At 70.2% G+C, this 13,678-nt stretch carries 8 protein-coding genes; 4 read left to right on the forward strand and 4 right to left on the reverse strand.

The window, feature by feature from the left end; translation table 11 throughout:
* The first annotated feature begins 280 nt into the window (after positions 1-280).
* Entirely contained in the window at positions 281-1,276 is a 996-nt protein-coding gene (locus AC1Z4A_RS00180) for a DUF3443 family protein (protein ID WP_483675747.1), read from the forward strand.
* A gap of 30 nt (positions 1,277-1,306) precedes the next feature.
* On the opposite strand, the gene AC1Z4A_RS00185 is transcribed toward AC1Z4A_RS00180, so the two are convergent.
* Positions 1,307-1,567, reverse strand: a complete 261-nt coding sequence (locus AC1Z4A_RS00185; protein ID WP_483675748.1) for a hypothetical protein — start codon at positions 1,565-1,567, stop codon at positions 1,307-1,309.
* A 329-nt stretch (positions 1,568-1,896) separates the two neighbouring features.
* On the opposite strand from AC1Z4A_RS00185, the gene AC1Z4A_RS00190 reads away from it, so the two are divergent.
* A complete protein-coding gene (locus AC1Z4A_RS00190) occupies positions 1,897-3,117 on the forward strand; it encodes a cytochrome P450 (RefSeq protein WP_483675749.1) in 1,221 nt (406 codons plus the stop codon).
* A 24-nt stretch (positions 3,118-3,141) separates the two neighbouring features.
* Here AC1Z4A_RS00190 and AC1Z4A_RS00195 read toward each other — a convergent pair whose 3' ends face one another.
* A complete protein-coding gene (locus tag AC1Z4A_RS00195) occupies positions 3,142-3,924 on the reverse strand; it encodes a VOC family protein (RefSeq protein ID WP_483675750.1) in 783 nt (260 codons plus the stop codon).
* 189 nt (positions 3,925-4,113) lie between these two features.
* On the opposite strand from AC1Z4A_RS00195, the gene AC1Z4A_RS00200 reads away from it, so the two are divergent.
* Positions 4,114-4,995 carry an alpha/beta fold hydrolase gene (locus AC1Z4A_RS00200; protein ID WP_483675751.1) on the forward strand — a complete coding sequence of 294 codons (882 nt, stop codon included), beginning with the start codon at positions 4,114-4,116 and terminating at the stop codon, positions 4,993-4,995.
* Entirely contained in the window at positions 4,992-9,395 is a 4,404-nt protein-coding gene (locus AC1Z4A_RS00205) for a caspase family protein (protein ID WP_483675752.1), read from the forward strand. Before AC1Z4A_RS00200 ends, AC1Z4A_RS00205 begins: the two co-directional genes overlap by 4 nt.
* A 7-nt stretch (positions 9,396-9,402) precedes the next feature.
* Here the strand turns inward: AC1Z4A_RS00205 and nirD are convergent, their stop codons facing one another.
* A complete protein-coding gene (nirD, locus tag AC1Z4A_RS00210; RefSeq protein WP_483675753.1) occupies positions 9,403-11,151 on the reverse strand; it encodes a nitrite reductase small subunit NirD in 1,749 nt (582 codons plus the stop codon).
* Complete coding sequence (gene nirB, locus AC1Z4A_RS00215) at positions 11,151-13,673, reverse strand: nitrite reductase large subunit NirB (protein ID WP_483683458.1); 2,523 nt, start codon at positions 13,671-13,673, stop codon at positions 11,151-11,153. Before nirB ends, nirD begins: the two co-directional genes overlap by 1 nt.
* Between the last annotated feature and the right edge of the window lie 5 nt (positions 13,674-13,678).

Below are 13,678 nucleotides of genomic sequence, written 5' to 3' on the forward strand. Positions count from 1 at the left end.
CATTGTCCCACGGAAGGGGGAAACGGGCCGGAGATCACGAGGGGAACCAGCTTGGAGGCCACCCCATATGGACGCCTCCGGAAGACACGCCCTTCGTGCCCCGGCGATCCTGTCGGCGACAGTGCCCTCTTCACCGCCGGATTCTGGAGCCCCCATGTCCCTGGTTTCACCTCGCCGTCGACCACGGCGGGTGGGCCTCGCCATCGGAGCGGCTCTCCTCGGCCTATTGGCGTCAGCGGGCTGCAGCGGGCCGGAGACGTCCGATGCGGGCGGGACGAAGGTGCCGCTGCACTATCTTCCGGCAGGCAGCGCCAACGGAAAGCTCGCCGAACCCCGTCTGCAGGCCACCGTCCGCGTGGGGGCCCGGGATCTGAACGTCCTGGTGGACACCGGTTCCACCGGGTTGAAGGTGCTCGCCTCGGCGGTCGGAGACGCCAACGCCACTCCCACCGGCATCACCGGCAGCAGCAGTTACCTCAGCGGCCTGAAGATCAGTGGACGGGAGGCCCGGGCCACCGTCCGCCTCGGCGACGTCACCGCCGACAACCAGACCATCCTGCTCGTCGACTCCCTCGGCTGCATCGACCAGGTCCCCGACTGCGAGGCCGGCCACGGCGGGCAGCCCGAGGAGTTCGGCGGGGTCTTCGACGGCATCCTCGGCATCGGCATGGCCGAACGCGATCAGGGCGTCCGCGGCTGCTGCGCCAACCCCATGGCCGGGCTCACCCGCAACGGCACGTTCATCGTCCACTTCGACGAACGCCGCCCCGAGCTGATCCTCAACGCGAACCGGAGGACCCTGGACCGGTTCAAGACCGTCAGCCTGAAGCAGTCCGCCACCGTCGTGCCCCGGCCCGGCGCCGCTCCGACCACGCTCACCTTCTGGGACCCCGCCCCCATGCAGGCATGCCTGGCGGTGACCGGCGTCCTGAGGAACGAGTGCGCCCCCGTGGTCTTCGACACCGGCACCCCCACTCTCGACCTGGAGGCACCCCGACCGGCCGGCCCGGCTCCTGACGCGCTGCTGCCGGGCGGCGTCGTGAACACCTTCGGCCAGCTGGTCACCCTCACCGTCACGTCGGCCGACTGGACCTGGACGTACCAGATGCCTGCCCAGGACGCCCTCGCGAAACAGCCGATGAACGCACTGAGCACCCCGTTGCTCAGCTACGGCAGGCAGCCGCAGCCCGTGATCCTCGCCGGTCTTCCCGCCTTCACCAAGGTCGACGTCCTGTACGACCTGCACGGCGGCCGGACGGGCCTGGCGCCGCGATGAAAGGCCGGCGGGAGACCAGTGCGGTTCCCGTCATGGTCTGAACAGCATCTCGCCCGCCCCCGAGGTGTGGGGCAGCCCTCCCGGTGTCAGGCACTCCGTGGGCAGCCTGTCCGCCAGGAGCGGGATGGTCTTGACCACGGTGCCGCCCTTGCCTCTTCCCTCGACGACCTTGCCGGTGAGGACGTCGACCACCGCGGACCCCGCTCTGACCGACAGCTCACGCTCGTAGACGATGACCGTGGAGCCGCCGTCCGCATAGTGCAGCACTTCCTTGCCGTGAAACCTGCCCAAGGCCAGACAGCTCAGCTCGGCCGTGGCGATGATGCGGCCGCTCGCTGCAAAGGTCCGGCCGGACGGGCCGAGGCACGTGCACCGATCCCTGCCCCGGCGCGCACGCCCCGGCGCCCGACGCCGATGCCGTACAGGTCGTGCCGTGCGGTGGCTCCGCGTCCTGCCCGGTCGGAGCAACATCAGCGGCGCTGATCCTCGGCGAGTGGTACGACTGAAATGCCGGTGGCCCTGGGAGAAGAACGGACGGGCCCGCGGATGCAGGTCGCGGTCCGCCGTCCGACCCTGCTCCGGCCGGTCGTCGCCGGCCCCGCTCCCCGAAGGAACCCCGCATGTCCTCCGAGACCCTCTTCCGCCGCATCACCGACTACGCCAACCGCGCCGACCCGTACCCCCTCTACGCCGAACTCCGCGAGCACGGCGTCGCCCGGCAGGAGGACGGAAAATTCCTGGTGGGGACGTACCACGAGATCGCCGCACTGCTCCACGACCCGCGCGTCAGCTCCGACGTGCGCAACCGGGCCGAGCCCGACCCCGACCTCCAGCCCGCGGAGGGGCTGCCGCCCGCCTTCATCGGGCGCGACGACCCCGAGCACGACCGGCTCCGGCGCCTGGCCATGCGGCCCTTCGGACCGCCCCACTCCCCCGGTCGCGTCGATGCGCTGCGCGGCGACATCACCCGCATCGCCGGAGAGCTGGCGGACGGGCTCCGGGACAAGGAACGCTTCGACCTCGTCGAGGACTTCGCCTTCCCGCTGCCCGTCACCGTCATCTGCGACCTGCTCGGCGTGCCGTCCGAGGACATCCCCCAGGTCCACGCCTGGGCCGACACGGTCGTCACCGGACTCGACTTCACTCCCGGAGAGGACCCGGGACCGCGTCGGCGCGCCGCCCAGGAGGCCCGGATGACAATGGGCCTGTACCTCGGCGAACTCGCCGAGAAGCGGCGCAGTCGTCCCACCGACGACATGCTCTCCGCCCTCGCCAACGAGGACAGCCCGGAGGGCAGGCTCACACAGCAGGAACTGATGGTCACCACCGTCCTGCTGCTGATCGCCGGGCACGAGACCACCGTCAACCTCATCACCAACGGCATGCTCACCCTGCTCCGCAACCCCGAAGCTCTCAAACGGCTCCGCGCCGAGCCCGAGTTGATGCCCCGCGCCGTGGAGGAACTGCTCCGTTTCGAACCGCCCGTTCAGTTCCTGCCCCAGCGCACCCCGCTGGCTGACATCGAGGTCGCCGGAGTCACCATTCCCAAGGGCATGCCCCTGATCCTCGTCCTCGCCTCCGGCAATCGCGACCCCCTGCGCTTCCCCGGCCCCGACCGCTTCGACCTCACGCGGCAGGACAACCAGCACTTCGGCTTCGGCAGCGGCGTCCACAGCTGCTTCGGTGCGCCCCTGGCCCGTCTGGAAACTCAGATCGCTCTCGCCGCGCTCATCGACCGCCTCGACAGCCTGTGCCTGGTCGAGGATCCGCCCGAGTACCGGAGCAGCCCCGTCCTGCGCGGCCCCCGTCACCTGCTCATCGCGCAGGCTGCCGGAGCCTGAGGCGCGTCGGCAGCCGCATAGCCGCTACTCCGCCTCCCCGGGCCGGCTCAGCAACACGAACTTCGCGCCCTCCGGGTCCCGGCACGACGTCACCCTCCCGTAGGGCGTGTCGTCCGGGCCGTGCAGGACCATGCCGCCGTGCTCCTTCAGCGTCTCCACTGCGGCGTCGGTGTCGCGGACCGCGAAGTACACGTTCCAGTGCGAGGGCACCTCGGCGGGCACGCCGGGGCTCAGGGGCAGGGAGCCGCCTGCGTCCGTGTCGCCGGAGCGGAAGACGCGGTAGTCGAAGTCGGGGGACATCGGCTCGCCGAACTCCACGCCGAACACCGCCGAGTAGAACGGCCGGGCGGCGGCCACATCGCGGCTCGCCAGTTCGTGCCACACCATGGCGCCGGGCGCATCGACGAGTTCCGCGCCGTGGTGGCGGCCCGCTTCCCAGGCGCCGAAGACCGCGCCCGCAGGGTCGGACGCGACCCACATGCGGCCCTCGCCCAGCACGTCCATGACTCCCAGCAGCAGCCGACCGCCGTTGGCGAGGACGGCGTCGGCGGTGGCGTCCGCGTCGTCGACGGCCAGGTAGGGGGTCCAGGCGACCGGGACGTCGCCGTGTTCGGCGCCCGGCCGGAACAGGCCGGCGACCTTCTTGCCGTCGACGATCGCCATGGTGTAGCCGTGGGTCTCGGGCGGGCCCTCGATGAAGTCCCATCCCAGGAGCGGGCCGTAGAACGCCCGCGCGGTGGCCATGTCCCTCGTCGACAGCTCCACCCAGCAGGGCGTTCCCTGCGCGTACGACGTCACTTCTCCCATGGCAGCGGGCACCTCCGCGTAGTCCCGTCCGAGCGGCTCGGTCCGTCGCAGTCACGGTAGGAGGCCCGCGGTGCATTCCCGGGGAGGCGGGGCTGCCGCGAGCGGCACCTTGATCCATTGTGCTCAGCGACACCGTTCCGGGCGCAGTGCCGACGAGTACGATCACAGCCACCGGACGGGGAGGGGACGATGGCCGAGATCGTTGTCGTGCACGGCATTGGAAAGCAGTACTCGGGGGCGAACTCGCTGCATACCTCGGTATCCGCCGCGCTCCTGGACGGGCTGAGCCTCGCCGGTGTGCCCGACGTGAAGGCCGACAGCATCCGTGTCGCCTTCTACGGGCACCTGTTCCGTCCGCCGGGTACGGGTCCCGCCAAGGGCGAGCCCGCGTACACCCACCGGGATGTGACGGACCCGTTCGAGGTCGAACTGCTCCTCGCCTGGTGGGCGGAGGCCCATCGCATCGAGCCGGATCGGGTGCCGCCGCCCACGGCGAGCGGGAGCAGCAAGGCGGCCACGCCGCAGAGTGTGCAGCGGGCTCTGCACGCCCTCAGCCGCTCCCGCTGCTTCGCGCGCACGGCCGACCGGCTCCTCATCGGAGTGCTGAAGCAGGTCCGCGCCTACCTGACCTCGTCCGGGGTCCGTGAACGCGTCCAGGCGGAGATCGCCGCCGCGGTCACTGCGGACACGCGCGTCGTCGTCGGCCACTCCCTTGGATCGGTCGTCGCCTATGAGGCGTTGTGCGCTCACCCCGAGTGGCCGGTCCGTGCCTTGGTCACCCTCGGCTCACCGCTGGGGATACCGAATCTGGTCTTCGATCGCCTGCTGCCCGTACCGCGCTCGGGCAGGGGAAGCTGGCCGGGCGGTGTACGGGCCTGGACCAACCTCTGCGATCGGCACGACGTCGTCGCCCTCGCCAAGCGCTTGGCTCCGCTCTTCGGGGACGAGGAGCATGCGGTGACAGACCTGCTCGTCGACAACGGCCGGCAGACGCACGCCATCGAGCCCCACCTCACCGCCGTGGAAACCGGAGCAGCGATCGCCCAGGGCCTGCAGGCAGCATCCTCATGACCCGGACGGCACCGGATCCGGTACGCCGCACGCTCGTGGTGAGTGGCACGGCGCGTTACGACCACCACGCGCAGCTGCCAGGGGTGCGCGCGGACATCGACATCATCAGCGACGTCTTCGGAAGACTCGGCTATACGACCGGGCGTCGGCTCCTGGACGAGACATGTGCGAACTTCCGTTCCGGGCTGTCCGACTGGACCGCTGCCGAGGACCGCGCGGACGACGCTCTTGTCCTTTACTACAGCGGGCACGGAGACCGTGATCACGAACGCCACTACCTCATGTGCCGGGACAGCCGCAGTGACCGGCTCGCCGGTACCGCCCTGGCCACCGAGGACATCGTCCGGATCGTCACCGAGAGCGGCATCCAGCGACTCCTGCTGATCGTCGACACCTGTTATGCAGGGCAGGGAGGAGTCGACGCCGCACGCACTCTGGCCAGGGACCTCGGCACCCGGCTCAGCACCACCCGCGGTGCCGACGAACACCAACTCATTGCTTTCTCGGTGATCGCAGCTGCCAGATCGCATGAACTGGCGGAGGACGGGGCCTTCACCCACGCCCTCCGCACGGTGCTCGACGACCTGTCGCTGGGCGGGCACAACCAGCCCAAGTTCTACTTGGAGCAGGTCGTGGAGCGGGTCAACGACGTCCTCGCCGTGCACAGCCCGTACCAGCACGTCACCTGGGGCCAGCTGCCGAGCGGCGAGGGCTTCTCGTTCATTCCCAACCCCCGCTACACCCCGGACATGCCCGACGAGGTCATGGATCTCGACGAGCGGCGGACCTGGGTCAGCGCGGAGGGGCGTCGGCGCCGTGAGGAGCTGCTCACCCACTTCGGGCCGCGCGGCCGCGGCACCGACGCCCACACGGGAGCCACGGACTCCTACTTCACCGGACGCACGGCAGCCCTGGCCGAGCTGACCGACTGGCTGGACGGCCGGTCGCAGCTGCTCGGGCGCTGCGCGATCGTGACGGGGCACGGCGGAGTCGGCAAGTCCTCGCTCCTCGGCAGGCTCGTGCTGCTCGCCGACCCGGCGCTGCGAGCGACGCTGCCGGACGTCGCCCCGGACGCGCGCCTGCCTCGGCAGCGCGTACACGCCGCCGTGCACGCGCGGCACAAGCTGCTGGACGAGGTGACCGCAGGCATCGCCGACGCGGTGGGCCTGACCGAGACCGACCCCGCGCGGCTCGTGGCCGCCCTCGCGGACCGTGCCGAACCCCTGATCCTGGTCATCGACGCCCTCGACGAAGCGGGTACTGCGGGCGGCGACAGTGAGCCTGATCGCATTGCCGCAGATCTGCTCGCTCCCCTCGCGCAGCTTCCCTGTGTGCGGCTGCTGGTCGGAACCCGCCCGCACGTACGCGATTCGCTGGGTGGGCGGTTCGCCTGCCTCGACCTCGACGAGCCGCGCTGGACCGGTGAGCGGGACATCGCCGATTACGCGGGTCGGCTGCTGGTGGTCCCCGACGGACCGGGCAGTGCCGGTGTCTATACCGAAGCCGGGGCGGAGCCGGTTGCCCGGGCCATCTCGGCACGCGCCGACGGCAACTACCTCGTCGCCCGCCTTGTCTCGCGGTCGCTCGCGCACCGACGACTGCCGATCGATACGACCGTGCCGGGCTGGGAGAAGGATCTCCCCGAGCTGAGTACGATCTCCAGGCGATCGGCTGGCCCAGCCTTCCGCTGGGCCCTGAACGAGCAGTTGAGTGACCGCGAGTCCCGTGGCCGGGCTCTGCTCACGGCACTGGCCCACGCCGAAGGAACCGGTCTCCCGACCGGCAGGGTGTGGCGCGCGATCGCCACTGCGTTCACCGGCGACGAAGTGACCAACGAGGACATCCGCTGGATTCTCGAATCGGCGGGTGCGCACATCATCGAGGACCGGGACACGGGCCCTGACGGCGAGCCCCGCTCCGTCTATCGCCTTTACCACGAGTCGTACGCAGACGAACTGCGGTCCACCGCAGGGCCGGACACGGCCGGTCGCATTGCTGCGGCGCTGCTGGCGGTGGTGCCGGTCGGTCCCGTGAGCGGCACCTATGCGTGGCAGGACGCGGACCCGTACATCCGGGCACATCTCGCCAGCCACGCCGCGGGCACCGCGCTCTTCGACGAGCTTGCCCTTGATCCGTCCTACCTACTGGCGGCCGAGCCTTCGGCGCTCCATCGGGCATTGGCGCGTGTCCGGACCTCTGATGCGGAAGCGGCCCGTGCGGCGTACGAGCAGTGTGCACCCGTGCTACAGGAAGAACACGATCCCGCGGCACGGGCGGCTCAACTGCGGCTCTCTGCTATGCAGTCCGGTGCACATGTGCTCGCCGAAGCAGTAAGGCGGCAGTTCTCCGAGCTTCCGTGGGACACGCTGTGGGCCGATGTGCCCAAGAAGCCCTATCCGTTTCGGGCCATTGGCGCCTTCTCGGCTTCGCTGAGAGGGGCCGAACTTCTGGACGTTGCCGGCGCGAGCGTAGTGGCCACCGCCGAATTCACCGGTCGGCTCGAGCTGTGGGACTTCGACACGGGAAGTCATCGTGGGCAACTGTCCGCCCCGGCCTCGGCCCATGTCCTTGCGCTCGCCTCCTGCGACGAGACGCCCGCCCCCTGGCTACTCGTCCACTCCGGTCACGCTGACGGCTGGGACAGCACCATCGAGGTCATCGACGCCCGGACGCAGCGTCGGCTGGGAATGCCTGTGGCGACAAGAGCAGCACACTGCGCGCTCGCCGAGATCGACGACACCTGTGTGATCGGGCTCCTGGGAACCGACGGGGCAGTCCAATTGGTCGACGCACGCACCGGTTCCGTCCTGTCCCTGTTGACATCCCGGGTGCGTACCTCCGAGACGGAACAGTGGGGCAGGGGTTCTGATGAAGTTCTGTGGCGTGGCCTGCGGCATCCGCAACAGCTGGCCATGGGGGTGGACAAAGGCCGTCTGATTGTGGCCGCGGCCGTGGGGGTGCACCAGAGTCACAGGTTCTCGGATGTCGCCGAACTCGCAACATGGTGCGTGGACCCGGGGCAAGGCTGGCAGGTCTGTCGTGAGACGCAGTACCGGCTGACGGGCAATAAGGTAACGGCGCTGGCCGTACGCCGAGGCCGGATCCTCGTGTCCTCGGCGACCCTCCCCCGGGTCACCGGCCGGGGGCGAGTGGTCGTCCGGCGGGGAGAGGTGACGGAGTGGTGCCATCGCCGGGGCCTCGGGGCCACCACACTGACGATGACGGATCGCGGAGCCTATTGTGTGCGTTCTTTGGGCTCGCGAGTGGAAGTGGTGGACGCCGCAGGCCGTACGACCAATGTGGTCGGGGCCGGTGTGCGGGCGTCGGCCCTCACTGTGGTCTCCACCGATACAGCCCAGCACGCCCTCCTGAGCTGGCAGGCGAATGGGCGGTCCGTCCAAGTACGGGACCTTCCCTTGGAGGGGGAGAATGACGCCGGAGAGGAAAGGTCCGACAGCGCCGACAATGCAACGGCCGACCTGGTCGTCGGAAGTGTTGCCGGTAGATCCGTCTTGGCGCTGTGCGACTACCTCGATCCGATCCGGCTGCTCGACCCGGCCTCGGGACACGTGGAGTCCGTCGTCGGTCGCAGAGACCCGCTGGGGGACAAGCAGTACTGCGGGGCTCCGGGAGTGCCGATCGTCGCGTATCGCTGTCTACGGCGACGGCGCAATCTGCACTGGGTGTGGGTGTACGACGGCCCTATGCCTCGCCGCGTCCGTCTGAGAGGCGGACTTCTCAGACCCGTTCTCACCATGCAAGTGACCTCGGTGGACGGACGACCGCTGGTCATCGGCGGCTCGGCCCGGGACCTCTCGGCTTGGAATCTCGACGGCATCCTTGAAGGACGTCTGCGCGACGTCTTCTACTCGGGCCCCCGAACGCTGGCCATGGGACAGCGGGCACTGCTCTCCGCGGTGGACCACCGAGAGCAGGCCATCAAGGTGTTCGAGCTGCCGGACTTCGATCCGCTCGGGAGCATCCATGTCGGTGCCGGCATGGACGCGTCCCTCAATGTCGGCGGGGTCCCCTTCATCTCCTATGCACACGACTTGGCAGCGTGGAACGGGACACCCGTCGTGGGTTACGCGGACCGGATGGGCCGAGTCAATGTCCATTCCGTGCTGGACGCTTCGGTCAAGTGGCATTGGCAGCCATCGCAGCCTCAGCACATCACGCACCTCGCGCTCACCACGGTCTCAGGGCGCGGTGCCGCGCTCGTGTGCACGAGTGCCGGGAGTCTTCTCCTCGTGGAGGCCGGATCCGGCCGGCTGCTGTCCCAAGCCCATATCGGTGCGACTGTCAGGTCTCTCACCATCATCGATGAGGAGACTGTCGGACTGGTGACCGAGCGCGGCATTTTCTGCCTCCGTCTTGCTCCCGCACCGCCGCCCTTGTGAGCTAGCCCTACACGTCCCCAGCCGTACGGCCACCGCGACCGTACACAGCCCAAGTAAGGACAGCGCAGACCATATAGAAGACCAGGAAGGCCACGTACGCCCAGTCACCGTTGCCGGTCGCGAGGAAGGACTGGCGGAAGGCGATGTTGACCAGGAGGCCGCCCAAGGCGCCGATCGCGCCGGCGAGGCCGATGAGGATGTTGCTGCGGCGCTGCGCGGTGGCTTCGGCCTCCGCCGGGTCGGTGCCGTTGAGGACGGCGGCGCGGGCCTGGCGGCCGTGGACGGCCGGGATCATGCGGTAGGTCGAGCCGTTGCCGATGCCGCTGAGCACGAACAGGGCGACGAACCCGGCGAAGAAGCCGGCGACGAGGTCCTGCCGGGCCGCGACGAGGATGAGTGCCGCGCACGCGGCCATGGCCGCGAAGACGGCGAAGGTCACGCGGGCGCCGCCGTGGCGGTCGGCCCACACTCCGCCGAGGGGCCGGGACAGCGAGCCCAGCAGCGGACCGAGGAAGGTCAGGCCCGCGGCCTTGACCGGGGTGTCGAACTGGTCGTGGAACTGCACCTGGAGCACCTGCCCGAAGGCGAAGCCGAAGCCGATGAACGAGCCGAACGTGCCGATGTACAGCAGGGAAATCGTCCAGGTGTGGCCGTCGGCGGCGATCTCGCGCACGCTCGGTTGTTCGGCCGTCTTGGGCAGGTTGTCCATGCGTGCGGCCGCTGCAAGGGCCGTGAGCACGATCAGGGGGGCGTACAGCAGCGGGAGCAGGCGGGGGTGGCTCGCGCCCGCGGTGGCCAGGACGAGCAGGCCGACGAGCTGCACGGCCGGTACGCCCAGGTTTCCGGCTCCGGCATTGATGCCCAGGGCCTTGCCCTTGAGGCGCTGGGGGTAGAAGGCGTTGATGTTGGCCATGGAAGAGGCGAAGTTACCGCCCCCGACGCCCGCCACGGCGGCGGTGGCCAGCAGCGTGGTGTAGGAGACCCCGGGCCGCAGGACGACGGCCATGAGCAGAGTGGGCAGGAGGAGCAGGAGTCCGCTGAAGACGGTCCAGTTCCGGCCGCCGAAGCGGGCGACCGCGTAGGTGTAGGGCAGGCGCAGGGCGGCGCCGAGGGCGGTGGGTACGGCGGTGAGGGTGAATTTCCCTGCGGGGTCGATGCCGTACTCGGGGCCGAGGAAGAGGACGAGCACCGACCACATGCTCCAGATGGAGAAGCCGATGTGCTCGGTGAGCACGGACAGCACGAGGTTGCGGCGGGCGGTGCGGGCGCCGGTGTGCTCCCAGAAGTCGGGGTCCTCCGGCCGCCATTCGGGCAGGGTCCGGGCCCGGCCGCGCGGTGGGGGCGGCTCCGGGGCGGGTCCGATGGTGCGGACCGTCCAGGTGCGGAGGGCGGCGGGGTGGCCGTCGGGGGTGGTGTCCTCGTCGAGGCAGATGCCGGTGCGCAGGTCGTAGGTCTGCTTGTACATGGGGGAGGTCACCACGGGGGTGCCTGCGCGGCTGCCGGTGATGCCGCGGGAGATGACGTGTGCGCCGCTGAAGGGGTCCTCGTTGGCCAGGGCGTAGAGGGCGCCGTCGGTGTCGCGGAAGAGAGCGACCTGTTCTCCGGCGACGAGGGCGGTGACGCCGCGGCCGGGGATGAGGTCGCTGTAGCGGCAGACGGTGGTCCAGGTGCTGCCGTCGCCGATCTCGACGAGGGCGTCCGGGTGCGGCTGCACGCCGCCCATCGGGACCAGTGCGCTGGGGGTGTTGTTGTTCATCAGGCCGGAACCTTCGGGGTCGGGAGCGGGTGTCCGGCCTCGTCGAGCCGGGCGGGGCGGATCTGCCGGCGTTCGGGGACGAAGCGCACGGTGGGGTCGGGGGTGCCGGGGGCGTTGACGAAGGAGACGAAGCGGCGGAGGCGGTCGGGGTCGGCGAGGGTGGCCGCCCATTCGTCCTGGTAGCCCGCGATGTGCCGGGCCATCCGGTCGTCCAGGTCGGCGCCGATGCCGAGGGAGTCGTCGACGATGACGGCGCGCAGGTGGTCGAGGCCGCCTTCGAGGCGTTCGAGCCAGGGCGCGGTGCGTTCCAGGCGGTCGGCGGTGCGGATGTAGAACATCAGGAAGCGGTCGACGGTCCGGATGAGGGTGGTGCGGTCGACGTCCTCGATGAGCAGGTCGGCGTGGCGCGGGGAGGCGCCGCCGTTGCCGCCGACGTAGAGGTTCCATCCCGCGGCGGTGGCGATGACGCCGAAGTCCTTGCCGCGGGCCTCGGCGCATTCGCGGGCGCAGCCGGAGACGGCTGCCTTGATCTTGTGGGGGGCGCGCAGGCCGCGGTAGCGCAGTTCGAGTTCGACGGCCAGGGCGACGGAGTCCTGGACGCCGTAGCGGCACCAGGTCTGTCCGACGCAGGACTTCACGGTGCGCAGGGCCTTGCCGTAGGCGTGTCCGGATTCGAAGCCGGCGTCGACGAGGCGGCGCCAGATGGCGGGCAGCTGGTCGACGGAGGCGCCGAACATGTCGATGCGCTGCCCGCCGGTGATCTTGGTGTAGAGCCCGTAGTCGCGGGCGATGGCGCCGATGGTGATCAGGCCCTCGGGGGTGATCTCGCCGCCGGGGATGCGGGGCACGACGGAGTAGGAGCCGTTGCGCTGGAGGTTGGCGAGGAAGTGGTCGTTGGTGTCCTGGAGGGCGGCCTGTTCGCCGTCGAGGATGTAGGGGGTGTCGCCGAGGCCGGCCAGGATGGAGGCGACGGCCGGTTTGCAAACCGCGCAGCCCTGGCCGCTGCCGTGCTCGGCGAGGAGTCGGGTGAAGGTGGTGATGCCCTTGACCCGGATGATTTCGTAGAGTTCGGAGCGGGTGTGGGCGAAGTGCTCGCACATGCCGCGGGCGGTGGCGACGCCGGTTGCGGCCAGTTCGTCGTTGACGATCGTGGTCAGGAGCTTTTCGCAGCTTCCGCAGCCGGTGCCGGCCTTGGTGCACTTCTTGACGGCGGGCACGGAGGTGCAGTTGTGCTCGCCGACCGCGGCGCGGATGGTGCCCTTGCTGACGTTGTGGCAGGAGCAGACGACGGCGTCGTCGGGCAGTGCTGCCGCACCGGCCGCTCCGCCTGCCGCTGTGCCGCCCCCGCCGGGCAGGAGCAGTTGTTCCGCCGGGGCGGGCAGTGGTTTGCCGCTGCCGGCGAGTGGGCGCAGGGTGGCGTAGGAGTCGGTGTCGCCGACGAGGACGCCGCCGAGGAGCACACCGTCGGGGCCGACGACCAGTTTCTTGTAGACGCCTGCGCGGCTGTCGGTGTAGGTGATGTCCAGTGCGCCTTCGGTGGTGCCGTGTGCGTCGCCGAAGCTGGCCACGTCGACACCCAGGAGCTTGAGTTTGGTGGAGGTGTCACCTCCGGTGAACTCGCCGTGTGCGCCGGACAGTTCGCTGGCGGCGGTCTCGGCCATGGCGTAGCCGGGGGCGACTAGCCCGTAGACGCGGCCGTCGGCTGAGCGGGCGCATTCGCCGATGGCCATGATGCGGGGGTCGGCGGTGCGGCAGTGGGCGTCGACGACGATGCCGCCGCGGTCGCCGACGGGCAGGCCGCAGTCCCGGGCCAGCCGGTCCTCGGGGCGTACGCCTGCGGCGAAGACGACGAGGTCGGCGTCGAGGGCGGTGCCGTCCGAGAGCTTCAGGGCGCGTACCCGGCCGTCGGGGTCGGTCTCGATCGACTCGGCGCCGACGCCCGTGTGCACGGTGACGCCCAGTTCCTCGATCTTGCGGCGCAGCAGTGCGCCGCCGGCGTCGTCGATCTGGAGGGCCATCAGGCGGGGGGCGAATTCGATGACGTGGGTGTCCAGGCCCATGGCCTGGAGGGCCCCGGCGGCTTCCAGGCCGAGGAGTCCGCCGCCGATGACGGCACCGGTCTTGGCCTCGGCCGCGCCGGTGCGGATGGCGTCGACGTCCTCGAGGGTGCGGTAGACGTGGCAGCCGTCGGCGTCGTGGCCGGGGACGGGCGGGACGAAGGGGTAGGAGCCGGTGGCCAGGATCAGGGTGTCGTAGGGAACTTGGCTGCCGGAGGCGGTGGTGACGGTGCGGGTGTGGCGGTCGACGGCGACGGCCGGGTCGCCCAGGCGCAGGTCTATGCCGTGTGCGGTCAGGAAGTCCGGCGGGCACATCGCCAGTTCGTCGGCGGTGGTGCCGGTGAAGGCCGAGGTGAGGCGGACGCGGTCGTAGGCGGGGCGGGGTTCGGCCGCGAGGACGGTCACCTGCCGGGACCCGGGTGCGTCCTGTTCGTGGAGGGCTTCGAGGAAGCGCTGGCCGACCATGCCGT

This window comes from Streptomyces sp. 17_S59, assembly GCF_056930295.1.